The organism is Catenulispora sp. MAP12-49 (assembly GCF_041262705.1).
Taxonomy (GTDB): Bacteria; Actinomycetota; Actinomycetes; order Streptomycetales; family Catenulisporaceae; genus Catenulispora.
Map to the genome: position 1 here is coordinate 63,854 of NZ_JBGCCP010000040.1, position 26,929 is coordinate 90,782.

Genomic DNA, 26,929 nt, shown 5'->3' on the forward strand with positions numbered 1-26,929 from the left:
ATATGGCCGTAACCCAGATCACATCTGTCAGTTGCAGTCAGGATGCAGTCAGGAGCCGCCGATGTCCGTCGCCGACCAAGACCGGGTGGTGTTCCAGCGATACGCCGACGAGCTCGGGCCGGAACTGTCCGGGGTGTGGCGACGGGAGCGAGCCCGGTGCGCGGTGTGCCGGGCGGCGCGCTCGGTGTTCCTCATGTACGCGCGGGCCGGCCTGACGATGGTCGGGGTCAGCCCGATGTCCCTGCAGTCCAGGCCGAAGGTGCCGCCGAGCGGCGAGTGAGAAGATCGGCGCGTCGGCGATAGGGTGCCGCCCATGAGCACCAGCACCGCTGACGGACGCCACCGGTCCGATCCACTTCCCGACCTGTTCCTCGCCGTCGACGGCGGCAACAGCAAGACCGAGGTGCACCTGGTCCGTGCCGACGGCTCGCCGGTGCGCAGTGCGCGGGGCGGGGCGTTCCGGCCGCAGGCCCTCGGCGTGCCGGCGGCGATGGCGGTGCTGGACGCGCTGGTGGCCGAGGTGCTGCAGGGAGCCGGCGGCGGCCCGGTGCGCGGGATCGCGGCCTTCCTGGCCGGCGCCGACCTGCCCGAGGAGATCGCCACTTTGCAGGCCGAGGTCGAGGCGCGCGGCTGGGCCGAGGAGGTGTACGTCGCCAACGACACCTTCGCCGTCCTCTACGCCGGCTCGCCGGAGCGCCAGGGCGTCGCAGTGGTCTGCGGCACCGGCATCAACTGTGTGGCGGTGGCCCCCGACGGCCGTACCGCGACGTTCCCGGGCCTGGGCTGGGAGTCCGGCGACTGGGGCGGCGGCGGGGACCTGGGCCGGGCCGCGCTGTTCTGGGCGGTGCGCGCCGAGGACGGCCGGGGTCCGGCGACCGCGCTGCTGAAGGCGGTCACGGCACACTTCGACCGCCCGACGGCTCTGGACGTGGTCCTGGCGATCCACCGCGGCCAGGAGTCCGACCGCCGCGTGGCCGAGCTGGCGCCGGCGGTGTTCGCCGCGGCCGATGCCGGGGACGAGGTCGCGGGCTGGCTGATCGACGTGCTGGCCGACGAGATCGCGGGCATGGCCGGCTCGGCGGCGAGGAGCCTGGGCTTGCAGGATCCGCCGGTGCTGCTCGGAGGTTCGGTGGCGGCCGCGGGGCACGCCAGGTTGCTGGACCGTGTCCGGGAGCGCGCGCCGGGGCCGATCACCGTGGTGACCGACGCGCCGGTGGTCGGTGCGGTGCGCTACGCGGTGGGACGTTGGGGCGCCGACGCGCCGGTCGTCTCCCCGGCCTGAGACAGCCAGTCTGAGACACCCAACCTGAGCCACCTGGCCTGAAACACCCGGCCTGAAAACAGGTTCCGGTGATTCGCGCTGTCGACAGCAGCGCGAATCACCGGAGCTCGACAGCTTGGCAGGCGGACCTGAAATCTTCGTTAAGAAAAGCGACCGGGCGGGGACGGCGTGTCAGTGGTGCTCGTCGCTCGCCGCTGCCTCGGCCGCCTCAGCCGCCTCAGCGACGGCCTTGATCCGCGCCAGGCGCCGGTCCCAGTCGGCGGCCAGCGAGGCCATCCAGCGCGCGGTGGCCTCCAACGCGGCGGGCCGGACCTCGTAGCGGACCTCGCGGCCCAGTCGGCGGCCGGTCACCAGGCCTGCGGCGTCGAGGACCACGAGGTGCTTGACGACCGCCTGCCGGGTGACGGGAAGCCCGCCGGCCAGCTCGGTGGCCGAGGCGGCGCCGCTCGCGGAGATCAGGTCGAGCAGGCGGCGGCGAGTGGGATCGGCGAGCGCGGCCAGGACGTCGTCGACGGGTTCGGCCGGTATGGCGGCGTCGGGGCCGTCGCCCGGCGAGGCCGTGGCGGCAGACCTCACGCAGCCTCTTCGGCCCGTGTCTTGAACGCGCCCATCACCTGCGCCCAGCCCTCCGTGTTGTCCTTCAGCGCCCCGCGCTGCGTGTCCTCGCCGCCGTCCAGCGCGGCGAACCCGCTCTCGACCACGCGCAGCCGGATGCCGCCGTCCTCGGGAGTGAGCGTGAACTCGATCAGCGTCGTGTTGCCCTCGCGCAGGTCCTCCCCCTTGTAGGCGCTGGCCCAGCGGTAGGACACGTAGTTCTTCGGATCGACCTTCTCCACCCGCACCGGGAAGTCGCCGTACTTCTCGTCGTGCGCGACGGTGGTCTGGCCGGCGACGGCCGAGGCGCCGGTCGGGGCGACCCAGAAACCGGGCTCGGTCACCAGGGACCAGACCCGGTCCTGGGTGGCGGCGATCAGGGTCTCCCGCTCGATGCGGTCCTGGATGTCGGTGCTCATGGTGTGCTCCCTTGCTCCCGAGGGCGATCTGAACGTGCAACTCCAGGGTTGCACATTGTCGTCCGGACGCGCAACCGCTGGGTTGCACATGTCCCGCCCCCGCTGCTCCGGACAGGTGACCACCCGGTTCGCACCGCCCATTCAGGTACACCACAAGGGGTGAAGCCCGCTCAGCCCACCAACCACAAGGAGGCGCGGTGCCGCGCGACGGATCCACGGAGCCCGACGCGCTCCTGCTCGGGGCCGGGAAGTACTTCCGTCGCGGCAGCACCGCGAACGACCTGCACAGCGTCCAGTACCAGGGCGGGCGCGCCGGCGACGTCTTCTACCGCGACCGCTGGAGCCACGACAAGATCGTCCACTCCACGCACGGCGTCAACTGCACCGGCTCGTGCCGCTGGAAGGTCTACGTCAAAGACGGCATCATCACCTGGGAGACGCAGGCCACGGACTATCCCTCCGTCGGCCCCGACCGCCCCGAGTACGAACCCCGCGGCTGCCCGCGCGGCGCCTCCTTCTCCTGGTACACCTACTCCCCCTCGCGGGTCCGCTACCCCTATATCCGGGGCCTCCTGCTGGAGCAGTTCCGCGCCGCCAAGACCGCCGCCGGCGGCGACCCGGTCGCGGCGTGGGCCGCGATCCAGGCCGACCCCGAACGCCGCCGCGCCTACCAGAACGCCCGCGGCAAAGGCGGCCTGGTGCGCGCCACGTGGGACGAGGCCGTCGACATCATCGCCGCGGCCCACGTCCACACCATCAAGGAACACGGCCCCGACCGCGTCGCCGGCTTCTCCCCCATCCCGGCCATGTCCATGGTCTCCCACGCCTCCGGCGCCCGCTTCATGTCGCTGATCGGCGGCACCATGCTGTCGTTCTACGACTGGTACGCCGACCTGCCGGTGGCCTCCCCGCAGGTGTTCGGCGACCAGACCGACGTCCCCGAGTCCGGCGACTGGTGGGACGCCGCCTACCTGATCATGTGGGGCTCCAACGTCCCGGTCACCCGCACGCCCGACGCGCACTGGATGGCCGAGGCCCGCTACCGGGGCCAGAAGGTCGTGGTCGTCGCCCCGGACTACGCCGACAACGCCAAGTTCGCCGACGAGTGGCTGCACCCGCACCCCGGCACCGATGCCGCGCTGGCCATCGCCATGGGCCACGTCATCCTCAAGGAACACTTCGTCGACGGCCACAACGAGTTCTTCGACTCCTACGTCAAGCAGTTCACCGATCTGCCGTTCCTGGTCACGCTGGCCGAACACGACAGAGGCGGCTACTACGTCCCGGACAAGTTCGTCCGCGCCGCGGACCTGGACGCCCGTACGAGTACCGAAGCCGACACAGCCGACGCAGCCAACACAGCCGACGGCGCCGCCTGGAAGACCGTCGTCCTGGACACCGCCACCGGCCGCCCCGTCGTCCCCAACGGCTCCCTGGGCTTCCGCTGGACCGAGTCCGGCCAGGGCCGCTGGAACCTGGACCTGGACGGCGTCGAACCCCGCCTGAGCCTGCTCGGCCTGCCCGAGGCCATCCCCGCCGAGGTCCTGCTCCCCCGCTTCGACACCGACGGCGGCCCGCACGGCCAGGGCCGCGGCGAGATCCACACCCGCGGCGTCCCGGCCGTCCGGCTGCACCCCGGCGGACCGCTGGTCACGACCGTGTTCGACCTCTTGCTCGCGCAGTACGGCGTGGCGCGCGCCGACCTGCCCGGCGTCTGGCCCGCCGGCTACGACGACGCCACCGCGCCGGGCACCCCGGCCTGGGCCGAGGCGCAGACCTCCGTCCCGGCCCGGCTCGCGGTGAAGATCGCCCGCGAGTTCGCCGACACCGCCGCGAAATCCGGCGGCCGGTGCATGATCCTGATGGGCGCCGGCACGAACCACTGGTTCCACTCCGAGACCATCTACCGGTCCTTCCTGGCCCTGCTCACCCTCACCGGCTGCCAGGGCCGCAACGGCGGCGGCTGGGCCCACTATGTCGGCCAGGAGAAGTGCCGGCCGGCCGGCGGCTGGGCCACCCTGGCCTCGGCCAACGACTGGTCGCGCCCGCCGCGCCAGGCCATCGGCGCCGGTTTCTTCTACCTGAACACCGACCAGTGGCGCTACGACCAGTTCCGCACCGAGGTGCTCACCTCCCCGCTGGCCTCCGGAGCCCTGAAGGGCATGACGGGAGCGGACTGCCTGGCGCGCGCCGCACGGCTGGGCTGGATGCCGTCCTACCCGACGTTCGACCGGAACCCGCTGGACCTCGCCGACGAGGCGCGGGCCTCGGGCAAGGAGCCGGCGGCGCACGTCGTGGAGGAGCTGAAGGCCGGGCGGCTCGGCTTCGCCTGCGAGGACCCGGACGCCCCGCGGAACTGGCCGCGGATCCTGACTCTGTGGCGGGCCAACCTGCTGGGGTCCTCGGCCAAGGGCGCGGAGTACTTCAGCAAGCACCTCCTGGGAACCCACTCCTCGCTCAGCGCCGAGGAAGCCCACGAAGACGTGCGGCCGCGCGACGTGAAATGGCGGCCGCAGGCCCCTGATGGCAAGTTGGACCTGCTGCTGTCGCTGGACTTCCGGATGACGTCCTCGGCGCTGCTGTCCGACGTCGTCCTCCCGGCGGCCACCTGGTACGAGAAGCACGACCTGTCGTCCACGGACATGCACCCCTACATCCATTCCTTCAGCCCGGCCGTCGACCCGCCGTGGCAGGCCCGCACCGACTTCGACGCCTTCCACGCCATCGCCGAGCGCTTCAGCGAACTGGCCGCCGGGCACCTGGACACCCGGCACGACATCGTCGCCGCGCCGTTGCAGCACGACACCCCCGGGGAGATCGCGCAGCCCGGGGGCGTGGTGCTGGACTGGCGGGCCGGCGAATGCGAACCGGTGCCGGGCCAGACGATGCCCGCGCTGGCCGTCGTCGAGCGCGACTACACGGCGGTCGCGGCGAAGATGGCCACGCTGGGGCCGAACGTGGAGAAGCTCGGGCTGCCGGTCAAGGGCCTGAGATTCGTGCCCGACAAGGAAGTCGAGGCCCTGAGGGCGCTCAACGGCACCGCCCGCGGCGGGCCGGCCGACGGACGCCCGCTGATCGACACCGGCATCAAGGCCTGCAACGCGATCCTGCACCTGTCCGGCACCAGCAACGGACGCCTGGCCGTCCAGGGCTTCCGCCAGCTGGAAAAGCTGGTCGGCAAGGAATTCGCGCACCTGGCCGCCGAGAACGAGGGCAAGCAGATCACCTACGCCGACACCCAGGCCGCGCCGGTACCGGTCATCACCTCCCCGGAGTGGTCCGGCAGCGAATCCGGCGGACGCCGCTACGCCCCCTTCACCCTGAACACCGAACACCTCAAACCCTGGCACACCCTCACCGGCCGCCAGCACTTCTACCTGGACCACGACTGGATCCACGAGTTCGGCGAGGCGCTGCCGGTCTACCGGCCGCCGCTGGACATGAACCGGCTGTTCGGCGAGCCCCGGCTCGGGCCGGACGGCCAGGCCGAGATCACCGTCCGGTACCTGACGCCGCACAACAAGTGGTCCATCCACTCCGAGTACCAGGACAACCTGTTCATGCTCTCGCTGTCGCGCGGCGGACAGTGCATCTGGATGTCCGACCACGACGCGGCCGCCATCGGCGTGCGGGACAACGACTGGATCGAGGCGGTCAACCGCAACGGGGTCGTCGTCGCGCGCGCGATCGTCTCCCACCGGATGCCGAAGGGGACGGTCTACATGCACCACGCGCAGGACCGCACCGTCGGCGTCCCCAAGACGGAGAAGACCGGCAAGCGCGGCGGCATCCACAACTCCCTGACCCGCGTGATGCTCAAGCCCACGCACCTGATCGGCGGCTACGCCCAGCTGTCCTGGGCCTTCAACTACCTGGGCCCGACCGGCAACCAGCGCGACGAGGTCACCGTCATCCGGCGCCGCTCGCAGGAGGTCGAGTACTGATATGCCCACGAGCGAAGCGAGTCGCGAACGGAGTGAGCCATAAATGCGCTGTATGGCACAGATCGCGATGGTGATGAACCTCGACAAGTGCATCGGCTGCCACGCCTGCTCGGTCACGTGCAAGCAGACCTGGACCAACCGGCGCGGCATGGAATACGTCTGGTTCAACAACGTCGAGACCCGCCCGGGCCTGGGATACCCGCGGCGCTACTCCGACCAGGAACGATGGAAGGGCGGCTGGGAGTTGGACCGGCGCGGCCGGCTGAAGCTGAAGCAGGGCGGCCGGCTGAAGAAGCTCGCCGAGATCTTCGCCAACCCGGTGCTGCCCACCGTCGATGACTACTACGAGCCCTGGACGTACGACTACGGGAACCTCCAGCAGGCACCGCTGGGCGACGACTACCCCGTGGCCCGGCCCCGCTCGCTGCTGACCGGCAAGCCCATGGACACCGTGCGGTGGAGCGCCAACTGGGACGACAACCTCGGCGGTACCTCCGAGCGCGGGGATCAGGACCCGATCGTGCAGAAGATGCGCGAGGAGGTCGGGGAGAGCGTGCGGTTCTCCTTCGAGGAGGCGTTCATGTTCTACCTGCCGCGGATCTGCGAACACTGTCTGAACCCGGCGTGTGTGGCCTCCTGTCCGTCCGGCGCGCTGTACAAGCGGACCGAGGACGGCATCGTGCTGGTCGACCAGGACCGCTGCCGGGGGTGGCGGCAGTGCGTCACGGCCTGCCCCTACAAGAAGATCTACTTCAACCACCGCACCGGCAAAGCCGAGAAGTGCACGTTCTGCTATCCGCGCGTCGAGGTCGGGTTGCCGACGGTCTGCTCGGAGACCTGCCCGGGACGGCTGCGCTACCTGGGCGTCATGCTCTACGACGCCGACCGGGTCGCCGCCGCGGCCGAGACCGCCGACGACCGCGACCTTTACGAGGCGCAACTCGGCGTGTTCCTGGACCCCGACGACCCCGAGGTGGCGCGCGCCGCCGAGGCCGCCGGCATCCCGTACGAGTGGATGCAGGCCGCGCGGCGCTCGCCGGTGCGCAAGCTGATCTGCGACTACAAGGTGGCGCTGCCGCTGCACCCGGAGTTCCGCACACTGCCGATGGTCTGGTACGTCCCGCCGCTGTCGCCGGTGGTGGAGGCCATCGCCGAGTCCGGCTATGACGGCGAGGACGGGGACAACCTGTTCGGCGCCATCGACGCGCTGCGGATCCCGATCGAGTACCTGGCGGAGCTGTTCACCGCCGGAGACGTCGTTCCGGTGCGTGCGGCGTTGGGGCGGCTGGCCGCGATGCGCGCGTACATGCGGGAGGTGAACCTCGGGACCGCTCCGGAGGAGCCTTCGGTGGAGATCGAGGAGATGTACCGGCTGCTGGCGATCGCCAAGTACGACGAACGCTATGTGATTCCCACGGCGGCGATGGCTGATGCGCACGCTATGGAAGAGGCGGCGTTGGGGACCGGATGCAGCGTCGACTACGCCGATGCCCAGACCGGGTCCGTCGGCGAGAACGGGCCCTTCGGCGATGACTCGGGGAAGAAGAAGCGGCTTCCGTTGATCTCGCTGGAGGACTTCCGCGGGATGCGGCGGCGGCAGACGGCGGACAAGGAGGAGGAGATCTGATGCGCCGGGGTTCCAGCGCCGCCGCTGTCGGCCGGCGGGATCGGGTGGTCCTTCAGGCCGCCGCACATCTGCTCGACTATCCCGATGCGGCGTGGCGGGAGCGGCTTCCGTTGGTGCGCTCGGCGTTGGCGGCGGTCGGGGGGCGTGCCGCGCGCACGCTGGTGGCGTTCGCGGATCAGGCCTCGGCGACGCCGGCCACGGAGGCGGCCGCGCACTACGTCGAGGTGTTCGACTTCAAGAACCGGCACAGCCTGTATCTGACGTGGTGGCTCGACGGGGACACGCGGCGTCGGGGCGCGTCGCTGGTCGAGCTCAAGGCGACGTTCCGCGAGGCGGGGTTCGACTTCGGCGAGACGGAGCTGCCGGATTACCTGCCGGTGGTGCTGGAGTTCACCGCGGCGAGCGGGGATGTGGGGCTGCTGCTGCGGCACCGGCCGGGGCTCGAGTTGCTGCGGCTGGCGCTTCTGGAGCATGGGACGGCGTACGGGTCGGCGCTGGAGGCGGTGTGCTCCACGCTGCCGGGGCCCTCGCCCAAGGACCGGGCCGCCGCGCGGGCGCTGGCCGCCGCCGGGCCGCCGCGCGAGACGGTCGGGCTGGATCCGGACACCGCGGCGCTGCGTCCGTACGGCCACCTCGACCTGCTGCCCGTACTGACACCGGACCGATAGAGGAGCACGGCATGCAGACGTTCCTGTGGGGCGCGCTCCCCTACATCGTCATCGCGATCCTGGTCACCGGCCTGGTGTGGCGCTACCGATATGACAAGTTCGGCTGGACGACGCGCTCGTCGGAGAGCTACGAGCGGCGGATCCTGAACATCGCATCGCCGATGTTCCACTACGGCCTGCTGTTCGTGTTGGCGGGGCACCTGATGGGGTTGTTCGTGCCCTCGTCGTGGACCGACGCGCTGGGCCTGCACGAACACGGGTACAACCTGCTGTCGCTGTTCGCGGGGACAGCCGCCGGGGTGCTGGCGGTCGTCGGCATCCTGATGCTCATCTACCGGCGGCGCACCACGCCGGCGGTGTTCCTGGCCACCACCCGCAACGACAAGCTGATGTACCTGGTGCTGCTGACCGCGATCGTCATGGGGCTGGTCGCCAAGCTCACGCACGCCGGACTCGCCAAGGGCTACGACTACCGCGCCACCATCGCCCCCTGGGCCCGCAGCCTGTTCCTGCTGCAGCCGAAAACCGGGCTGATGGCCCAGGCCCCGATCCCGTTCCAGATCCACGCGGTGATCGGCATGCTGCTGTTCGCCCTGGTGCCGTTCACGCGCCTGGTCCACATGTTCAGCGCGCCGATCCACTACCTGTTCCGGCCGTACATCGTGTACCGCAGCCGCGACCCCCGCGGCCTGAGCGAGGCGCCGGTGCGTCGCGGGTGGGAGGGGATCGGGAGCTAGGAGCGGCCCCTTCATCCCGATCCTGAGCGGGGCTTGATGTCCTTCGGTTGAGAGTAATCCAGTTGAGACCACCGTCAGCGGTCGGCCAGGATTGCCGCTTGGAAAGGGGATCAGGCGGTGTCGACCCAGGTGATCGTGATCAACGGCGGCTCGAGTTCCGGCAAGTCCGGGATCGTCCGCTGCCTCCAGGCCGTCCTGCCCGATCCGTGGCTGCGCATCGGCGTCGACGACCTCATCGCCGCGCTGCCCCCGGCGCTGACGGACGCCGGCGGCGGCATCCAGGTCGGCGAGCAGGGCCGGGTCGGGATCGGCGAGGGCTTCCGGGCCGCGGAGACCGCCTGGACCACCGGCATCGCGGCCATGGCCCGTGCCGGGGCGCACGTGATCATCGACGATGTCTTCCTGGGCGGCGCAAGTTCGCAGGAACGAACCCGTGCCCTGCTGGACGGTCTGGACGTGCTGTGGGTCGGCGTGCACTGTGACGCCGCGGTCGCGGCCGGCCGCGAGATCGCCCGCGGCGATCGGGTGTCCGGCATGGCCGCGTCGCAGGCGGAGCTGGTGCACGAGGGCGTGCGCTACGACGTCGAGGTCGATACCAGCCGCAGCGAGGCCGTCGACTGCGCGCGCACCATCGCGGCGCATCTTCGGGAAAGGCCGTAGCCGCACCGGGCAGGCGCTCCGCAACCTTCGGCGGCGTTGGACGGCGAGCGAGGCCGGGCCCGGGATCTCCGTCATAGACGCGGTACTCGCGCAGGAACCGATGCGGACCGACTACCCGATGAAGCCCGAGAGCGTGGCCATCGCCGAGGACGAGTACGGGGAGAAGCTGATCCGCGTGTCGACGCAGGCTCAGGTGCGCGCGCTGCGGCGGGTGCGGGGAAAGGGCGGGCGGCCGTGAGGCGTGACGACGGATGTGGGACCTGCTGCGCACTGGCCGCCTGAACCACACCGGCATGTGGCACGAACTCACCCCCGAGGACAGGCTTGCGTGGCTGTCGGTGGCTCTGTCGTCCCGGAAGTACCAGCAACGGGGAAAGCCCGATGCTCCCGCAGGCCAGGTCTTCACCTTGGACGGCCTGCACATCGTGGACAGGGACAGCGCCTCCCCCTCGGCGATCGCGAGGTCGTGCTGTTCGACCTGATCGTGGAGATCTTCGAGCGCCGGGGGGTGAGCGTGATCCTTCGGTGAGGGCGGATGTGTGGAGGGTGCGCGCCTGATAGAACCGGCGGCATGGCGATAACGTGGTCGACTCTTGAGGCGGCCCTCGACGGAGCCGACAGTGCTGCCGCAGTGCTCGACGCGCTGACATCCGCGTCGATGGCCGAGCTGCAGGAGACGCTGGACGCAATCGGCGCCGGCGAGGCCGGTCCGCTGCTGGCCGGGGGCGGTCAGCTGCTGGCCGCCGAGCGGACTGAAGACCGAGAGCAGCTGGACACCGCCCTGGAGGTCATCGACCGGAGCCTGGCCGCCGACGAAGGCGACTCGGGCGATGCGGCGCGGATCGAGGTATTGGCGGCCCTGATCGCCGCAGTCATTAGTGCGGACGCCGAGCAAGTGCGCCGCCGGGCAACCATGGTGTTCGCAGCGAGAGAAGCGCATCTTGCGGCAGTACGCGATCGGCTCGACAAGAAGGCGCGCAAGGATGAGTTCCAGGCGAGCGGCCGGGTGCTGGCGAACGCCTTCCGGGTCTTGCTGCAGGAGACAGCTCCGCAGAAGGCGAAGTCCCGGTTCGGGCGGCGCGGGCGGGGGTGACTGCTTGCTCGTGGCCGACGGCTGAGGGCCGGTGAATTATCGTGCCGACATGGACACGACGCCGAACCTGCGCCCCGCCGTCCGCGCGATCATCCTCGACGAGGACGATCGGATTCTGCTCTGCCGGTTCGACTTCCCTCATCCGGCGGTACCGCGTCGGACGAAGTCCGTGTGGGCTGCTCCCGGCGGCGGTATCGAGACCGGCGAGGGTCTGCTGGAGGCCTTGCGGCGTGAGCTTCGCGAGGAGACGGGCCTGGCGGTCAACATCGATCCGCCGCATGTCTGGCACCAGGTGGTGGTGGCCGCCGGCCACGCGCCGGGCTTCGACGGTGTCATCAATGACTACTTCCTTGTCCGCGCGCAGCACTTCGAGCCCTGCGGCGAGCTGTCGGACGAGTTGCTCGCCGCGGAGAACCTTGCCGCGTTCCGTTGGTGGCAGCTTTCGGAGCTCGCCGGTTATACGGGGCCTGATGTTTTTTCGCCCCGCGACCTCGCGACACTGCTGACGGCGCTTCTCGCGACGGGGGTGCCCGACCAGCCGGTTGAGCTGGAGCTGTGACAAGCTCGCCGGCCGGCCCGCCCCGAAAGACGAACCGGCCGGCGCCCTCACCGAGCTTCAGCCCTGCCGAGCCTTAGCACTGCCGAGCTTCAGCCCTGCCGAGCCTCAGCTCTCACCGAACCTCAGCCCTGCCGAGCCTCACCCCCGACCACCGCCACATAACCCGCCGCCCGCATCGTGAAGACCCCCCGCCCCTGCGTGCGGCTCCGCAGCCGCGTCGCGTAGCCGAACACCTCGGCCAGCGGCACCGTCGCCGTCACCACCGCCGCGCCGGGGCGGCTCGTGGAGTCGGTGACCCGGCCGCGGCGGGCCGCGAGGTCGCCGAGGACGGCGCCGACGCCGTCCTCCGGGGTGGTGACCGTCAGTTCGGCGACCGGTTCCAGCAGCGTCAGGTTGCTCGCGCGCAGGGCTGCGCGCAGGCCGAGGGAGCCGGCGGTGCGGAAGGCCATCTCCGAGGAGTCCTTCACGTGCGTCGAGCCGTCGACCAGGGTCACGTGCAGGCCGGTCACCGGGTGGCCGGCCAGGGGACCGCTCGCCAGGGCGTCGCGGCAGCCCGCCTCGACCGCGCGGATGTACTCGCGGGGGACGCGGCCGCCGGTGACCTTCGACTCGAAGGCGAAGCCGATGTCGCCGACGTTGTCCGTCAGTGGCCTGATGTCCAGGACCACGTGCGCGAACTGGCCCGAGCCGCCCTCCTGTTTGACGTGCCGGTACACGAAGCCGGTCACGCCCGACACCACCGCCTCGCGCAGCGCGACCTGCGGGCGTCCCACGTTCACCGCGATCCCCTTGTCTCTGCGGATCTTCTCCACCGCCACCTCCAGGTGCAGCTCGCCCAGGCCCGACAGCAGCGTCTGCCCTGTCTCAGGGTCCGTACGCACCGTCAGCGACGGGTCCTCCTCGACCGCGCGCGCCAGCGCCGTCGCCAGGCGGCCGGTGTCGGCGTTGCGGTCGGCCTCGACGGCGACCGACACCACCGGGTCGGCGGCGTCCGGGTCCGAGCCCTCCAGCAGGATCGGGGCGCCGGGGGCGGCCAGCGTCGCGCCGGTCACGGCGTGCTTCGGGCCGACCAGGGCGACGATGTCGCCGGCCGCCGCCTGCTCGACCTCGGTGTGCCGGTCGGCCTGCACGCGCAGGATGCGGCCCACGCGCTCGGTCCGGCCGGCGCCGACGTCCAGGACCGCGTCGCCCTTGCGCAGCGTTCCGGAGTAGACGCGCACGAACGTCAGCCGCCCCGTGCCGGTCGCCTGCACCTTGAACACCAGCGCCGCCAGCGGTTCGGCCGGGTCGGCGGCCCGCTGCCGCGCGGCATCGTCGCCGTCCGGCTCGCCGACGCCGCGCAGCGCCGGCCGGTCCGCGGGCGAAGGAAGGTACGCGATCACCGCGTCCAGCAGCGGTTCGACGCCCCGGTTCTTGTACGCCGCGCCGCACAGCACCACGACGACCTCACCGGCAGCCGTCAGCTCGCGCAGAGCCGCCGCCAGCGTCTGCTCGGAGAGCTGCGAGCGCTCCACGAACTCCTCCAGCGCCGCCGCGTTCCGCTCGGCCACCGCCTCCTCCAGCATCCGACGACGCCGCAGCGCCTCCTGAGCCAACGCATCGGGGACAGCGGACGAGATCATCTCGCCCGAACCGTCGACCCATGTCAGGGCCCGCATACCGATCAGATCGACGACGCCGCCGAACTCGCCCTCGGCACCGATCGGCATCTGCACCGCCAGCGGGACCGGATGCAGCCGGTCCCGGATGGAGGCGATCGCCTTGTCCAGGTCGGCTCCGGTCCGGTCCATCTTGTTGACGAACGCGATCCGCGGCACGCCGTACCGGTCGGCCAGCCGCCACACCGACTCGCTCTGCGGCTCCACGCCGGCCACGGCGTCGAACACCGCGACCGCGCCGTCGAGCACCCGCAGTGAGCGCTCGACCTCCGCGGAGAAGTCGACGTGCCCGGGGGTGTCGATGAGGTTCAGCCGGTGCCCGGCCCAGTCGCAGCTGACGGCGGCGGCGAAGATGGTGATGCCGCGGTCGCGCTCCTGGGAGTCGAAGTCGGTGACGGTGGTGCCGTCGTGCACCTCGCCGCGCTTGTGCACGGCGCCGGTCAGGAACAGCACGCGCTCGGTGACGGTGGTCTTGCCGGCGTCCACGTGGGCCAGGATGCCCAGATTACGGACCAGGGACAGGGAACGGCGGGTGGATTCAGCACGCATGATGGATCGATCCTTGAAAGAATTCGCTGTGGATCAGGACAGCGCGATACCCGGACACGGCGCCGCGGCCAGGAGCGCATGTGGCATCAGAAAGCGCACATGCATCACAGCGCACGCGACATCAGGCCTCATATTTCAGGGGCCGAAGAAAAGGTCCGGAAGGTGTCTCAGCGCAGGCCGCGCAGCCGGCGCCGAGCCGGCGAAGACACCAGGATCACCTCGAAGCGGTGCCGGGAAACCGTGCCATGTCCGTGGACGAAGGCCGAGCCGCCGCGTGTCATGATCCCTCCCCGTCTTCGAAGTTTGGCCGATGCGCCGAGGCTAGCCGATCACCCGCGACGGCGAAACTGGTTTCCGCCAGGGCCGCGCCTTCGGCGGCGGCGGATGACCGCGGCGGGCGTCAGGTGTTTGACTGGCGCCATGCGCATCGATCTCTTGGTGGACGGCCACCCGGTCGCCGTCCGTGATCTGGAGCCGGCCGACGAGGAAGCGGTCCTGGCGGTCTTCGCCGCCTCCGACGACTGGTTCGTCGCCGCCACCGGCCAGCCCTCGGCGCCCGGGGACGTGCAGAGTGCCTACTACTCGCTGCCCGAGGGCTACGAGTTCGACGACAAAGTACTGCTGGTCATCGAGGCGGCCCGGGAGGTCGTCGGCTTCGTGGACGCGCTGCGCGGCTACCCGCACCTCGCCTCGGTCGGCATCGGCACCTTCCTGATCCGCCCGGAGTTCCGGCGGCTGGGGATCGGGACGGCGGTGGCCAGGGCGCTGTCGGCGGCGGCGGCCGAGCAGGACATGGTGCAGATCAGCACGCATGTCGTCGAGGGCTGGGCCCCGGGCCGCAAGTTCCTGGCCACCCTGGGCGCCACGTTTTCCAAGCCGGCCGTGCCCGGCGGGGCGGGGAACCGCAATATGGGGCTGGATGAGGGCACGAAGAAAGTGATCCCCGCCACCATCGCGATCGGTTGACACCCGTGACCGGCATAACCGTCGGCACCGTCGAACACTGTGAGCGATTCTCAAGTCATCGTCAGTAGCCATAGATCACCTACTGTGCGATACTTTTCACAAGAACAGAACATCGGTTCCCATTCAGCACGCCTCGGCACTACGAGGTGAAATCAGACCTCTTGCCCAGGGGGCGCTCGCATGCGGGGAGTTCTCGACGGCGCGCTGACGCGTGCCCGATTGCTGCCACCGGACACCGCCGACTTCACCGGCCGGCTCGGCGAACTGGCCGAGCTGACCGGCCCGAACGCCTTCTCCCCGCACGCCGCCGCGCTGTTCGTGGTGACCGGCGCCGGCGGGACCGGCAAGACCGCGCTGGCGGTCCGCGCCGCGCGGCTGGCCGGCGACTCCTTCCCGGACGCGCACCTGTACGCCGACCTCGGCGGCTACACCGGCGCGCCGACCCCGGTGCCGGACGTGCTGCGCCGCTTCCTTCGCGCCCTGGGCGCCACCGGTCCGCTGCCGGCCGACCAGACCGAACTGGTCGGCATGTTCCGCACCACGCTGGCCGGCCGCAGGGCCCTGGTGGTCCTGGACGACGCCGCCGACGAGGCGCAGGTGCGGCCACTGCTGCCGGCCGGCCCGGACACCCTGGCGGTGGTCACCAGCCGCAACTGGCTCGGCGGGCTGGCCGGGGCCTTGCCGCTGCGCCTGGGGCCGATGCCGGAGGCCGAGGCCGCGGCGATGCTGGCCCGGGTGCTGGGCGCGCGCTGGACCGGTTCGGAGGAGGTGGACGGGCTGCTGGCGCTGTGCGGCCATTTGCCGCTGGCGATCCGGATCGCGGCCGCGCGGCTGCTGTCCCGGCCGCAGATGAGCATCGACGACCTCTGCGAACAGCTGCGGGACGAGCGCCGCCGGCTCAAACGGCTCACCGCCGGCGACATCACCGTACACGGCGTCCTGACGTCCTCCTACGACGCCTTGGAGGCCGCGGACCGCATGGTGTTCCGGCGGCTGGCGTTGCTGCGCGGTTACGACTTCTGCCCGGAGGCCGCGGCGCAGGTCTCGGGGATCGCCCGGGAGGAGGCGCAGGAGGCGCTGGACCGGATGGCCGACCGCAGCGTGGTCCGTCCCGAGGCCGAGACCGGCCGCTACAGCCTGCATTCGCTGGCCCGGCTGTTCGCGGCCGACCGGCTCGCCGCCGACGAGACGCCCGAGGCGGCGAGCGCCGCCGAGGCCGGGCACCTGCGGTGGGTGCTGTCCCGGCTGCGGGACGCCGCGGATCTGGTGAACCCGTGCCTGGTGCGGCTGCCGGCCGACCAGACCGACCACACCGAACACGCCGGCGGCGGACGCGCCGAGACCGACGCCATCGCCGACGCCCGCACCCGTCCCCGGGACGGCGCCCCGGCGCACCGCGAGGCCGCGCTGGCCTGGCTGGACGCCGAACGCCACAACCTGCTGGCACTGGTCCGGCACCACCGCCGCTCCGGCGACCCGGCCGTGTGCTGGATCATCCCGGATGCCCTGCGCGGCTACTACCTCCAGCGCCGCCGCCTGCGGGAGTGGACGCGCATGGCGGACATCGGGATGGCCGTCGCGCGGCACGAGCGGAACCTGCGCGCGCAGGCCGCCATGCATCTGAGTCTCGGCATGGCCGGCTTCGCCGCGAACCGGCCGGCCGAGGCCGAGGAGCATTATCAGCGCACGGTCGAGCTGGGCCTGGGCTCGGGCTGGCGGGAGATCGAGGCCGCGGCCTACCGCAACCTGGCCGGCATCGCCCTCACGCACGGCGACAACGCCACCTCCGAGAAGTACATGTCGCTGTGGGCGGAGCTGAGCCAGCGGCTGGACCCGCGGCTGCCCTCGGCACCGCCGGCTCAGGACGACGCGTGCGCCGTGGACCAGAGCGCCGCCTCCGGCGCCGAAGCCCAAACCCAAGCCCAAGCCCAAGCCCACGACACACCGCAGAACACATACGGCTCCGCGGCGGCCGAGGAGTGGTCGGTCCTCAGCCGCCGCGAGCAGACCGTGGCCAGACTGGTCGTGCAGGGTCTGACCAACCAGCAGATCGCCAAGCGGATCCGGTGCTCGCCGGAGACGGTGAAGTTCCACCTGCGGAACATCTTCCGCAAGCTGGGCATCGGGTCGCGCGTGGAGATCGCCCGGTTCGTGCTGGCCTCGGGAACGTCGAGCTAGTCGAGGTGGTCGAGGTGGCAGGCACGCCGGAGCGCTCAGACGGTTAGACGGTCAAAAGGTCAGACGGTCAGCACCTCCAGCAGGCTGAGATCCACCGAGATCCCGCCGACCGCACCGGGCCGGCAGCGGTAGGTGGCCAGCTCCAGGCCCAGACTGTCGGCCATGACGCGCAGCCGTTCCTTGTTGCCCAGCGTGTTGAAGCCCAGGAAGATCCGGCCGCCGGGGTTCAGCAGCCCCGGGCCCTGGCTCAGGAACCTGCTGTGCGCGGCGTAGCCCCGGTCGAAGAAGGCCCATTGCAGCTCGTCGAGGTACTCGAACTCCTCCGGGGCGTCGATGACGTTGGAGTTCCAGTAGATGACGTCGTAGCGGCGCCCGGCCTCCAGCGCGTCGAACAGGTCGCTTCTCAGGACCCTGACCCGGTCGGCCACGCCGTGCCGCCGGGCGTTGGCCTCGGTGTTCGCCACGGCCGCCGCGGAGATGTCCACGGCGGTGACGTGCGCGCAGCCGGCCAGCGCGGCGGTGACCGCGGTGACCCCGGCGCCCGAGCCGATCTCCAGGAACGCCCCGCCGATCGGGTAGGGCAGCCAGGAGGAGAACAGCTCGGTGGAGGCGGTGTGCACCGGGGCGAAAACCCCGGGGAGCAAGGACCAGGTGCGGCCCAGGAGCTCGAAGTGGTCCGGGCGGCCGTCGAGCTCGCCATGCCGCTCGGTCAGGGCGGCTCCGGCCGCCATGGCGTCGACTCCCATCACGATCCCCGCTTCGTGATGGACCGGCCCGCTGCCCGCGCCGCCGTATGGCCGCTCAGTCGGGTGAAGCGATGGCCTTCCTTGAATGACAGCATGCGCATCGGCTGTCTCCTTGTCCGGTGAGGGGTGGACCGAGCTCCATCATGCGCTCAGCCCTCCGTCGACCACCAGGTCGTGGCCGACGACGTAGGAGGCCTCGTCGGAGACCAGCCAGCGCACGGCGGCGGCGATCTCCGCGGGGGCGGCCAGGCGGCCGATCGGGACGGTGCGGGCCACGCGCGCGTCGCGCTCGGCCTGGCTCTCGTCGTCCCACGCCGCCAGGGCCGTGTCGGTGGGGCCGGGGCTCACGGCGTTGATCCGGATGCCCCAGCCGACGCACTCGCGGGCCGCGGTGCGGGTCAGGATGCTCAGGGCGGCTTTGCTGGCCGCGTACACGCCCTGGTTCTCCTCGCGCATCGGGATGCCGATGCGCGAGACCACGTTGACCACCGCTCCCCCGCCGCCGCGGCGCATGAGGTCGATCTCCTGCTGCAGGCACAGCCACACGCCGGTGAGGTTCACGCCGATCACGGCGTCCCATTCGGCGCGCGGGGTCTGCGCGACCGGGCCCCAGGAGGGCCGGCCGGCGTTGTTCACCGCGATGTCCAGCCGCCCGTGCTCGTGCTCGATCGCGGCGAACAGCGCCCGCACGGCGCCGGCGTCGGTGACGTCCACGATGTGTGCCTGGGCGCCGGCCGGCACGACCGGCGCCCAGGATTGGCCGCCCACAAGCGACTCGCCGCCCCACACAGCGGTCGCCTCGTCGGCCAGCTCGACGGTCTGCTCCAGCGTCGCGGCGGTCCGGCCGGCCACGATCACCCGGGCCCCGGCGGCGGCCAGAGCGACCGCCACGGCCCGGCCGATGCCCGAGCCGCCTCCGGTGACCAGGGCCGTCCGGCCGGCCAGTCCGTCCGCGCGCATGTCAGACCTCTGTTCTGGTTGGGCCGCCGTCCGCGTCCGGGCCGAAGACGGCCCGGACGCGGACGTCCAGCAGGGCCTGGGCCCCGGTGGAGGAAGGCCAGGGCACCCGATTACGGGAGATCAGGACCCTGGCGGTCTGGTGGTCCTCGCCCACGACGCGGCGGGCGGAGGCGGGCAGGGGAATGGATCCGGCGATCCGGCCGTCGGCCTTGTTGAACAGCCCGCGCCCGGCCGCCGGGAGGCTCGGGACGGCGTTCCCGGCGGGAGCCGCCCGGAACGCCGCCGCACTGTTGACCAGCTCGCCGCCTGGCTCGGCGGGGAACGCCACCCCGCCGAACAATCCGGCCAGCCCGATCTCCCGGGCCAGTCGGAGTATCGCCGCGTCGAGGTGGAACGGGAAGACCCGGTCCACCCCCCGCTCTGCGATCAGCGTCCGGAGACCCGCCACGAACTCCGGGGCGGCGAGCCGGTCGTCATAGAGCAGCTCCGCACCCTGACGGCCCGGCGGCGGGACCAGGATGAGCGGCTCGCCCTCCGCCAATCCGTTCACCCGCCGGACGTATGCCAGGAACCCCTCGTCGGGGCGCGACGGCAGAACCAGAACATCACCGTCCTGTGCGAACCACACCATGCGGTGCGAGATCACGGACAGGAACCGCCGGTACTCCGACGGCAGGGCGCCTTCGCCCTCGGCGGTCTCCTCGGTGAGCTGGTTGCCGATGATGAGCTGACTCATGAGCATCAGCCTCGCCTGACCCGGGGCCGGCGACAACTGCCCGTTGGGGTAGGCACGGCGCCGAGCAGGCCTCGGGTGGGAGGGCGGTGATCACCTACCCGAACGGGTGGGTGTGAGGGCCTTGCGATCTTCCGTATCGTCTTCCAGAGATCCGCCGAACCGGTGGAGATCGAGCGTGACAATCGGACCATCCGTGAGTGGGAACAACAGGCGCCTTACACAGTGCCGCAGGCAGCAGCCGCCACGAGCTGAGGGCGCCACGCTTTCGGGCTAACCGCTGGTGTCGGCCACAACCCGGAGCGGGGCCGGTTTGTCGCGCCGAACAAACCGGGGAACTGCGCGTAACGCACGCGGACACGCCGCGTTTGCCATGCGTGGAGATCAGGGAAGCGGCCATCGCCGCCATGGGCCGGGTCGAGCTCGAGGAGCTCATCGACCGCGCGGTGCAGCCGGACGTTCCGCTGCGGGTGCTGTTCGCGGCCCTGGACCGGTACACCGAGCTGCTGCGCCCGGTGCTCGACGACGAGCCCGCGCCGGCCGCGTCGGCCGAGCCGGCCGAGCCCGGGGGGATGGTCCTGCCGGTGGCGCCGGGCCCGCCGCGGCACACTGGGCCCCCGGGCCCACCGGAGTGACAATCGCTTGAGAGGTCCGGCGCACCTGGCCGACCTTGATGATCACTGTCTCTTGCCCGCGCCGGGCCGCCCCTCTTAGCCTGAGCTGTATTCGCTGATCAAAACCGGCTCGGCGCGCCACCAAGAGCGGGACACCAAGCGCGCGCCACCAAGAGAAGTACAGGACCAAGAGAAGTGCAGGGATCTGTCAGAACGTGAACGCGATCCGGTTTCAGGTCCTGGGCCCGCTGCGGGGCTGTCGCGGCGATGAGGAGCTGGCCACGGGCAGCCCGCAGCAGCAGGCCATGCTGGCCGCGCTGTTGCTGCTGCCGGGGCGGACCGCGAGTTCGGCGGAGCTGATCGACGCCCTGTGGGGCGACCAGCCGCCGAGCCGGGCGCGCTCGATCCTGCGGACCTACGCCTGGCGGTGGCGGCGGGTGCTGGACCCGGACGCCGCCGACGGCGCCGCCTCGGAGGTGCTGGTCTCGCTGGCCGGCGGTTATCGGCTCGCGCTGCCCTCGTTCAGGGTTCTTCACGGTCCCGGCGGCGACGCCGGCTCCTCGCTCGCCGCGCCGAACGGGCTCGCACGCTCTGAAGGGCCGGAGCAGACCGAGCAGACCGAGCGGACCGCGCGGAACGAATGGACGGAGTGGACCGAGTGGCCCGGCCGCTCCGAGGACACCCCGCCGGTCGACGCCGAACAGGCCGAGCGCTGGGCCGCCGAGGCGGACAAGGCCGGCGCGGCCGGCGCGCCGGAGCAGGCTCGGGAGCTGCTCCGGCGCGCCGTGGACCTGTGGACCGGGGTGCCGCTGGCCGGCGTGCCGGGCCCGTTCGCCGAACGGCAGCGGCGGCGCTTCGCCGAGCTGCGGCTGAGCCTGGTGGAGCGGCGGATCGCGCTGGACGTGGAGCTGGGGCGCGGGGCCTCGTGCGTGCCGGAGCTGCGGGCGCTCAGCGACGAGCACCCGCTGCGCGAGCGGTTGTACGCGCTGCTGATGCGCGCGCTGTCGCAGTCCGGGCGGCAGGCCGACGCGCTGGCGGCGTTCACCGCGGCGCGGCGGCTTCTGATCGACGAGCTGGGCGTGGAGCCGGGCGCGGAGCTGCGGGCGGTGCACGCCGAGGTCCTTGCCGGCGGGGTGCCGGGATCGCATGGCGCGCCAGGGTCAGTGGCGATTTCGGGGATATCAGGGATACCCGGGATATCAATAATATCGGGGATTCCTGTGATTCCAGGGATATCGGGCATATCAGGAACGCCGGCCCCGGCCGAACCGAGCATCCCGCGCCCGGCGCAGCTGCCGCCGGCCGAACCGGACTTCGTCGGCCGCGCCGCGCCGGCCGAACGGCTCGGCGCGGAGTTGGCCGCCGGTGTCGGCGCCAACGCCGCCCCGACGGTGCTGGCGGTGGCCGGGATGGGCGGCGTCGGCAAAAGCACGCTGGCACTGCACGTCGCGCACCGCGCGCGCCCCGCCTTCCCCGACGGCCAGCTCTACGCCGACCTGCGCGGCACCGGCGCCTCCCCGGTCCCGCCGCAGGCCGTGCTGGAGGACTTCCTGCACGCCCTGGGCGTGCCGGCCGAGCAGATCCCGGAGGGCACGGCGGCGCGCGCGTCGCTGTTCCGGACCGTGCTCGACGGCCGGCGGCTGCTGATCGTGCTCGACGACGCGGCCAACGCCGCGCAGGTCAGGCCGCTGCTTCCGGGGGCCGGCGGCTGCGCGGTGCTGGTGACCAGCCGGGCCCGGCTGGTCGCGCTGCCGAAGTCGGCGCAGGTGTGGCTGGACGTGTTCGACGACACCGAGGCCCTGGGCCTGCTGGCCCGGGTCGCCGGCCCCGAGCGGCCGCAGGCCGAGCCCGAGGCGGCCCGGCTGCTGGTCACCGCCTGCGGGCGGCTGCCGCTGGCGGTGCGCATCGTGGCCGCGCGCCTGGCCGCGCGGCCGGCCTGGACCGTGGCCTCGCTGGCCGGGCGCCTGGCCGACGAGCGGTCCCGGCTGCGGGAGCTGCGGATCGGCGAGCTGGCCGTGGCGCCGGCCTTCGAGGTCGGATACCAGCAGCTCACCGCCGCGCAGGCGCGGGCGTTCCGGCTGCTGGGCGCGGTCGAGGCGGCCGAGATCGGGCTGAGCGCCGCGGCCGCCGTACTGGAGCTCCCGGTGGCCGAGGCCGAGGCGGTGCTGGAGTCGCTGGTCGACGTGGCGATGCTGGAATCGCCGGCCGAACACCGCTACCGGCATCACAGCCTGCTGCGGGACTTCGCGCACGGCGCGGACGGGGACGCCGGGCGCGCGGCGGCCGAAGGGCTGCGGGCACGCTCGCGACTGCTCCGGTTCCTGCTGGCCGGGGCGTGCGCGGCGTTCGAGGCGGTGGTGCCCGGGGACCCGATCCGCGAGACGCTGGCGCCGCAGGGCGTCGGCGAGTTCGAGGTCGAGGTCGAGTTCGAGGCCGGCTCCCCCGCCGCCGCGCAGGCCTGGGCCCGCGGCGAGGCGGCCACCGCCGCGGAGCTGACGGCGCGGATCGCGGCCGAGGCGCTGGCCGGGGGCGAGGCGGCCGAGGCCTACCGGGAGCTGGTCCCGGCCGCCGTCAACCTGCTGATAGCGCTGAGTCCCTTCGGGCCGGGACCGTGGGGACGCCGGACCGCGGCGGCGGTGCAGGACCTGGCGCGCGCCGCCGAGCGGGCCGGGGACGTGCGCAGCCAGGGCCGGGCGTGGTTCCTGGCCGGGAACACCGCGCTGGCGGCGGGCCGGCCGGACGAGGCCGCGCAGCACGGCCGCTGGGCGCTGGAGCTGTGCACCCTGGCCGAGGACCCGGTGATCGCCCGCCAGGTGCTCAACGACCTGGGCGTGATCGCGCACGGCCGCGGCGCGTACGACGAGGCCGCGGGCCTGTTCGGCGAGGCGGTGGCGCTGGCCCGGGCCCTGGGGCACCGCAGCGGCGAGGCCAGCTCGCTGCTGAACATGGCGGTCTCCCGGCTGCGCGCCGGACGCGCCGCCGAGGTCCTCGCCGACTGCGACGGCCTGCTGGCCTCGGCGCACGAACGCGGCGACGCGGCCTCGGCGGCGCAGACCCGCTATGTCAGCGGGCTGGCACTGGCCGCGCTGGAACGCCCGGCCGAGGCGGCCGAGCGCTTCGAGACGGCCGCGGTCGAATGGAGCACGCTGGGTGCCCTGGACCGTGCCGCCCGCGCCCGCTTCCAACTGGCCAAGGCCTTGCACACGCTCGGCGCCGACGCATCGGCGCGCGACCACGCGCACGCGGCCCTGGCCGAGTTCGAGGCCGACGGCCGCGTCCCGGACCAGCGCTCGGTTCGGGCGCTGCTGGCGGAGTTGGACGCGTCTGTGTTGCATACGTCTGGGTCGGACGCGTCTGGGGACACTCAGGACCCGTAACAGCCCTGACGATTCACAACAGCCTGACAATTCACCGCTGCTGTCGACAGCGATGCGCCACCCGCGACCGCCCCGGAGAACCCCGGTGGGATGTGTTCGTCCCGGGGCGGCCGTCTCACCGCGCTCAGGACTGGGCCGGGTGTCCGCCCTCCGGCACCATCGTGTTCCAGTCCTTGACATCGCCGTGGCTGCTGAGAACGGCGGTGTGCGAGCCCGACGCCGTGTGCGAGGTGGGGTGCTCGGAGACGGCGGCGGTGCCGGCCAGCGCGGTGGCGCCGAGGGCGGCGGCGAGCGCGAGCCTCGGCAGGGCGGGGTGACGCCGGGGGGCCATCGTGTTCCTTCCGGGGGGCGAACGGTTCGTCCAGCCTGCCACAGCCGGCGTCTACGTTCGATCTACGGCCTGCTCGGCAGTGCTCGGCGGTACTCGGTAGTGCTCGGCAGTACTCGACAGTGTTGGGCCGAGGTCGCACCAGGGCGTAAAACCGGTTGAACAGCCCGAATCCACCGCACGATCTTCGACACTTCTGCAATACGTTGACGCTCTATCACGGAAACGAGCTACGGTTTCCTCCGGGGGTTGGGTGAATCCTTCCAGGCGGTAGCCATATCCTGCTGTCCCGGTTCGGGCAGACGACAACGATTCTTGATGGGGGACAGCGAATGCAACCGCTGGAAGCGGGGGATCCGACGCGTATCGGCCCATACGCCATTCTCGGCGTGCTCGGCAGCGGCGGCATGGGCAAGGTCTACCTCGGCCGCTCGACCGGCGGCCGGACGGTGGCGGTCAAGGCGGTGCGGCCCGAACTGGCCGACGACGCGCAGTTCCGACAGCGTTTCCGGAACGAGATCGAGGCGGCCAAGTCCGTCTCCGGCGCGTTCACCGCGGCGGTCGTGGACTCCGACACCGAAGCGAGCGTGCCCTGGTTCGCCACGGCGTTCATCGCCGGCATCTCCCTGGGCGACGCGGTCAGCCGCTTCGGCGCCCTGCCCGAACCCGCCCTTCGCACCCTGACCGCGGGTCTGGCCGAGGCCATCACCGCGGTCCACCGCGCCGGGATCATCCACCGCGACCTGAAGCCGGCCAACGTGCTGCTGGCCCTGGACGGCCCGTACGTCATCGACTTCGGCATCACCCGCGCCACCGAGGGCACCGCGCTGACCACGGCCGGCACCGTGATGGGCTCGCCCGGCTTCATGTCGCCGGAGCAGGCCTCGGGCGTGCGCGTGGGCCCGGAGACCGACATGTTCTCCCTGGGCGCCACCCTGGTGTACGCCGCGACCGCGCGCAGCCCGTTCGGGGACGGGCCGACGCCGGCGCTGCTGTACCGCGTGGTGAGCCAGGAGCCGGACATCAGCGGCGTGCCGGACTCCCTGCGCGACATGATCTCCGCCTGTCTGCACAAGGAGCCGGCCCGCCGGCCCACCACGCAGCAGATCCTGGACTACCTGGACGCCAACGCCCCGGCGCCGACCACCGGCGGCTGGCTGCCCCCGCACTACACCGACGCGATCGTGCAGGCCAGCAGTGTCATGACGCACATGGGCGTGACCTCAGGGCCGGCCGGGCACGTGGGCCCGAACACCCCGCCCTACGGCCCGCCGGCCTACCAGGGCGGCGGCACTCCCCCGCACGGCAACGGCACCTACCCGCCGGCCTACGCCCCGACCGCGCAGAGCGGCATGATGGGCGTCGGCCCCTACGGCCCCGGCCCCGGTCCGAACTCCGGCCCGCAGCAGCAGTACCCCGGCCCGAACAACGGCGCGAACAACGGTGCCGGCAAGGTGAGCCGGCGCGCGCTGTTCGGCATCATCGGCGGCGGCGTGGTGGTCCTGGGCGGCGGCGGCGCCGCGATAGCCCTGGCCGGCGGTTCGAGCAAGCAGTCCGGTGGCACCGCCGGCGGTGCCACCGGCGGCAACCTGACGCCGACCAGCGGATCGACCACCAGCGGCAACAGTGCCCCCAGCAACTCCTCCTCCGGCGGCGTGCCGACCTCCCAGGGCTCGATCCAGGACCCGAACGGCTCGCCCGCGGCGGGCTCCCTGGCCGGGGCTCCCCAGGCCACCCCGGCCTGGACCCAGACCACCAACGACCAGATCTACGGCAGCGCCATCGGCCAGGACGTGGTGCTGCTGGAGGGCGTGGAGAACACCCACGGCCTGAACAGCCAGGGCAAGACCAAGTGGCCCGACATCGCCTGCGGCAGCGGCACCGTCGGCGTCCTGACCGCCATGGACCCCGACGGCACCACGGTCTACACCACCGGCCTGGACAACACCGGCGGCAATCCGCTGTTCGCGATCAACATCCAGACCGGCAAGGTCCTGTGGCAGCTGCCGCAGTTCGACCGCAACTGGCAGGCCAACGGCGTGGCCGGCGTCATCGGCAACCTGATCATCGTCACGGCCAGCCTCAACGTGCAGGGCTACGGCCTGTTCGCGGTCGACAAGACCACGCACAAGGTGGTGTGGAAGCAGAACAACGCCGACATCGCGGCCATCCACGTGCCGCCGTCGGGCAAGTACATCTTCACCGCCCACGACTCCTCCAGCTCCGACACCGACGGCACGATCACCGGCCTGGACGTCACCACCGGCACCAAGGTCTGGCAGGTCACGCAGAAGGGCGCGGTCTTCGGCGACTCCGGGTCGGACCCCTTCGCCTACGTCGACAACCTGCTGATCGCCGGCGGCACCAAGCTCACCGCGCTGGACCCGGCCACCGGCCAGCCCAAGTGGGCGACCCAGCTCGGCAGCATCGACACCGGCACCAGCCTTGCCAACCACCCCTTCACCGACGGCAGCGGCCGGGTCTACGTGACCGCCGACGGCATCCTGGCCGCCTTCGACGGCAGCAACGGCAAGATACTGTGGCAGTCCAACCTCGCCGACTCCGGCCAGTTCCAGATCGACGGCGCCTGCACCACCGGCGACGGACAGATCTACGTCGCCGACTACAAGCTGGCGCTGTACGCGGTGGACGCCAAGACCGGCAAGTGCAACTGGTCCTACTCGAACTCGCTGATGTCCGGACAGGACGTGTCCACGCTGATAGCCGGCGGCGGGAAGGTGTACTACACCGCCGGGCAGGCCGTGCTCGGGTTCAACGCGAACGGGAAGTAGCCGGTTCCGCCTTCGCGAGCATTCAACGGCGTCCGGTCCTTCGGGACCGGGCGCCGTTCGTCAGTCCAGATCTTTGTGGCGCCCCTGACGTATGTGTGGGTCGGGTTGGGGGCGCTGGTGCGGTTGGCGGGTGGGTTTTGAAGGCTCTCTACGGCTTCGCGCATGGATTGCGGGATCCGCTGGGGGCGCGGGTCAGGGGCGCCGTTCGTATCGTGGGGCGGCGGTGGTGTGGGCAGGTGGTCGGGTCTACGGCGACAGTCAACTGCGAAAGCGTGCGATCCGACTTGATACCGCCAGGCCAGACCATCAGCCGCCGACGTAACGCCGACCACCGCCCACGACCGCGCCACCCAGCGGAGATCCTGTTGCCCATTTATTTGGTTAAGCAATGAGGGCGAGTTCGAGGCGGGAGAGGTGGCTGGTGCGGGTGCGGTCCAGTGGCTTG

23 protein-coding genes are annotated in these 26,929 nt (G+C 71.7%); 16 read left to right on the forward strand and 7 right to left on the reverse strand.

The window, feature by feature from the left end; genetic code table 11:
* The first annotated feature begins 61 nt into the window (after nt 1-61).
* A complete protein-coding gene (locus ABIA35_RS41985) occupies nt 62-280 on the forward strand; it encodes a hypothetical protein (protein ID WP_370361680.1) in 219 nt (72 codons plus the stop codon).
* Nucleotides 281-313: 33 nt separating this feature from the next.
* The gene (locus ABIA35_RS41990) at nt 314-1,282 is read left to right on the forward strand and encodes an N-acetylglucosamine kinase (protein ID WP_370361681.1); all 969 of its coding nucleotides are present in this window, start codon (nt 314-316) and stop codon (nt 1,280-1,282) included.
* A gap of 171 nt (nt 1,283-1,453) precedes the next feature.
* Here ABIA35_RS41990 and ABIA35_RS41995 read toward each other — a convergent pair whose 3' ends face one another.
* The gene (locus ABIA35_RS41995) at nt 1,454-1,810 is read right to left on the reverse strand and encodes an ArsR/SmtB family transcription factor (RefSeq protein ID WP_370361705.1); all 357 of its coding nucleotides are present in this window, start codon (nt 1,808-1,810) and stop codon (nt 1,454-1,456) included.
* Between the two features lie 44 nt (nt 1,811-1,854).
* Complete coding sequence (locus ABIA35_RS42000; RefSeq protein WP_370361682.1) at nt 1,855-2,295, reverse strand: SRPBCC domain-containing protein; 441 nt, start codon at nt 2,293-2,295, stop codon at nt 1,855-1,857.
* A gap of 197 nt (nt 2,296-2,492) precedes the next feature.
* Here ABIA35_RS42000 and ABIA35_RS42005 point away from each other — a divergent pair, with 197 nt between their 5' ends.
* From ABIA35_RS42005 to ABIA35_RS42045, 9 genes are all read left to right on the forward strand, one after another.
* Nucleotides 2,493-6,239 (forward strand): nitrate reductase subunit alpha, encoded by a 3,747-nt coding sequence (locus ABIA35_RS42005; RefSeq protein ID WP_370361683.1) that lies wholly within the window; start codon nt 2,493-2,495, stop codon nt 6,237-6,239.
* Nucleotides 6,240-6,282: 43 nt separating this feature from the next.
* Nucleotides 6,283-7,866, forward strand: a complete 1,584-nt coding sequence (gene narH, locus ABIA35_RS42010; RefSeq protein ID WP_370361684.1) for a nitrate reductase subunit beta — start codon at nt 6,283-6,285, stop codon at nt 7,864-7,866.
* Nucleotides 7,866-8,534, forward strand: coding sequence for a nitrate reductase molybdenum cofactor assembly chaperone (narJ, locus tag ABIA35_RS42015; RefSeq protein ID WP_370361685.1), 669 nt, complete (start codon nt 7,866-7,868; stop codon nt 8,532-8,534). Before narH ends, narJ begins: the two co-directional genes overlap by 1 nt.
* 11 nt (nt 8,535-8,545) lie before the next feature.
* Nucleotides 8,546-9,271, forward strand: coding sequence for a respiratory nitrate reductase subunit gamma (gene narI, locus ABIA35_RS42020; protein WP_370361686.1), 726 nt, complete (start codon nt 8,546-8,548; stop codon nt 9,269-9,271).
* Between the two features lie 117 nt (nt 9,272-9,388).
* A complete protein-coding gene (gene cpt, locus ABIA35_RS42025; RefSeq protein WP_370361688.1) occupies nt 9,389-9,931 on the forward strand; it encodes a chloramphenicol phosphotransferase CPT in 543 nt (180 codons plus the stop codon).
* Between the two features lie 100 nt (nt 9,932-10,031).
* A complete protein-coding gene (locus ABIA35_RS42030) occupies nt 10,032-10,169 on the forward strand; it encodes a hypothetical protein (RefSeq protein WP_370361689.1) in 138 nt (45 codons plus the stop codon).
* Between the two features lie 13 nt (nt 10,170-10,182).
* Nucleotides 10,183-10,413 (forward strand): hypothetical protein, encoded by a 231-nt coding sequence (locus tag ABIA35_RS42035; RefSeq protein ID WP_370361690.1) that lies wholly within the window; start codon nt 10,183-10,185, stop codon nt 10,411-10,413.
* 149 nt (nt 10,414-10,562) lie between these two features.
* Nucleotides 10,563-11,024, forward strand: a complete 462-nt coding sequence (locus ABIA35_RS42040) for a hypothetical protein (protein WP_370361691.1) — start codon at nt 10,563-10,565, stop codon at nt 11,022-11,024.
* Nucleotides 11,025-11,073: 49 nt separating this feature from the next.
* Nucleotides 11,074-11,583, forward strand: coding sequence for an NUDIX domain-containing protein (locus tag ABIA35_RS42045; protein ID WP_370361692.1), 510 nt, complete (start codon nt 11,074-11,076; stop codon nt 11,581-11,583).
* A gap of 122 nt (nt 11,584-11,705) precedes the next feature.
* On the opposite strand, the gene fusA is transcribed toward ABIA35_RS42045, so the two are convergent.
* A complete protein-coding gene (gene fusA / locus ABIA35_RS42050) occupies nt 11,706-13,790 on the reverse strand; it encodes an elongation factor G (RefSeq protein WP_370361693.1) in 2,085 nt (694 codons plus the stop codon).
* A gap of 420 nt (nt 13,791-14,210) precedes the next feature.
* On the opposite strand from fusA, the gene ABIA35_RS42055 reads away from it, so the two are divergent.
* Both ABIA35_RS42055 and ABIA35_RS42060 read left to right on the forward strand, forming a co-directional pair.
* Nucleotides 14,211-14,756: an N-acetyltransferase family protein gene (locus tag ABIA35_RS42055; protein ID WP_370361694.1), complete on the forward strand. Its 546-nt coding sequence runs from the start codon at nt 14,211-14,213 to the stop codon at nt 14,754-14,756.
* Between the two features lie 180 nt (nt 14,757-14,936).
* On the forward strand, nt 14,937-16,934 hold the full coding sequence (locus tag ABIA35_RS42060) for a LuxR C-terminal-related transcriptional regulator (protein WP_370361695.1): 1,998 nt from the start codon (nt 14,937-14,939) through the stop codon (nt 16,932-16,934).
* Between the two features lie 59 nt (nt 16,935-16,993).
* Here the strand turns inward: ABIA35_RS42060 and ABIA35_RS42065 are convergent, their stop codons facing one another.
* From ABIA35_RS42065 to ABIA35_RS42075, 3 genes are all read right to left on the reverse strand, one after another.
* The gene (locus ABIA35_RS42065; RefSeq protein WP_370361696.1) at nt 16,994-17,680 is read right to left on the reverse strand and encodes a methyltransferase; all 687 of its coding nucleotides are present in this window, start codon (nt 17,678-17,680) and stop codon (nt 16,994-16,996) included.
* Nucleotides 17,681-17,821: 141 nt separating this feature from the next.
* Nucleotides 17,822-18,640, reverse strand: a complete 819-nt coding sequence (locus ABIA35_RS42070; protein WP_370361697.1) for an SDR family NAD(P)-dependent oxidoreductase — start codon at nt 18,638-18,640, stop codon at nt 17,822-17,824.
* Between the two features lies 1 nt (nt 18,641).
* Entirely contained in the window at nt 18,642-19,376 is a 735-nt protein-coding gene (locus tag ABIA35_RS42075; protein WP_370361698.1) for a hypothetical protein, read from the reverse strand.
* A gap of 374 nt (nt 19,377-19,750) precedes the next feature.
* Between ABIA35_RS42075 and ABIA35_RS42080 the strand changes: the two genes are divergently transcribed.
* Nucleotides 19,751-20,008: a hypothetical protein gene (locus ABIA35_RS42080; RefSeq protein WP_370361699.1), complete on the forward strand. Its 258-nt coding sequence runs from the start codon at nt 19,751-19,753 to the stop codon at nt 20,006-20,008.
* A 194-nt stretch (nt 20,009-20,202) separates the two neighbouring features.
* Nucleotides 20,203-23,364, forward strand: coding sequence for a BTAD domain-containing putative transcriptional regulator (locus ABIA35_RS42085; protein WP_370361700.1), 3,162 nt, complete (start codon nt 20,203-20,205; stop codon nt 23,362-23,364).
* A gap of 124 nt (nt 23,365-23,488) precedes the next feature.
* Here ABIA35_RS42085 and ABIA35_RS42090 read toward each other — a convergent pair whose 3' ends face one another.
* Nucleotides 23,489-23,695, reverse strand: a complete 207-nt coding sequence (locus ABIA35_RS42090) for a hypothetical protein (protein WP_370361701.1) — start codon at nt 23,693-23,695, stop codon at nt 23,489-23,491.
* Between the two features lie 329 nt (nt 23,696-24,024).
* Between ABIA35_RS42090 and ABIA35_RS42095 the strand changes: the two genes are divergently transcribed.
* Nucleotides 24,025-26,484, forward strand: a complete 2,460-nt coding sequence (locus ABIA35_RS42095) for a PQQ-binding-like beta-propeller repeat protein (RefSeq protein WP_370361702.1) — start codon at nt 24,025-24,027, stop codon at nt 26,482-26,484.
* Nucleotides 26,485-26,929 lie beyond the last annotated feature (445 nt).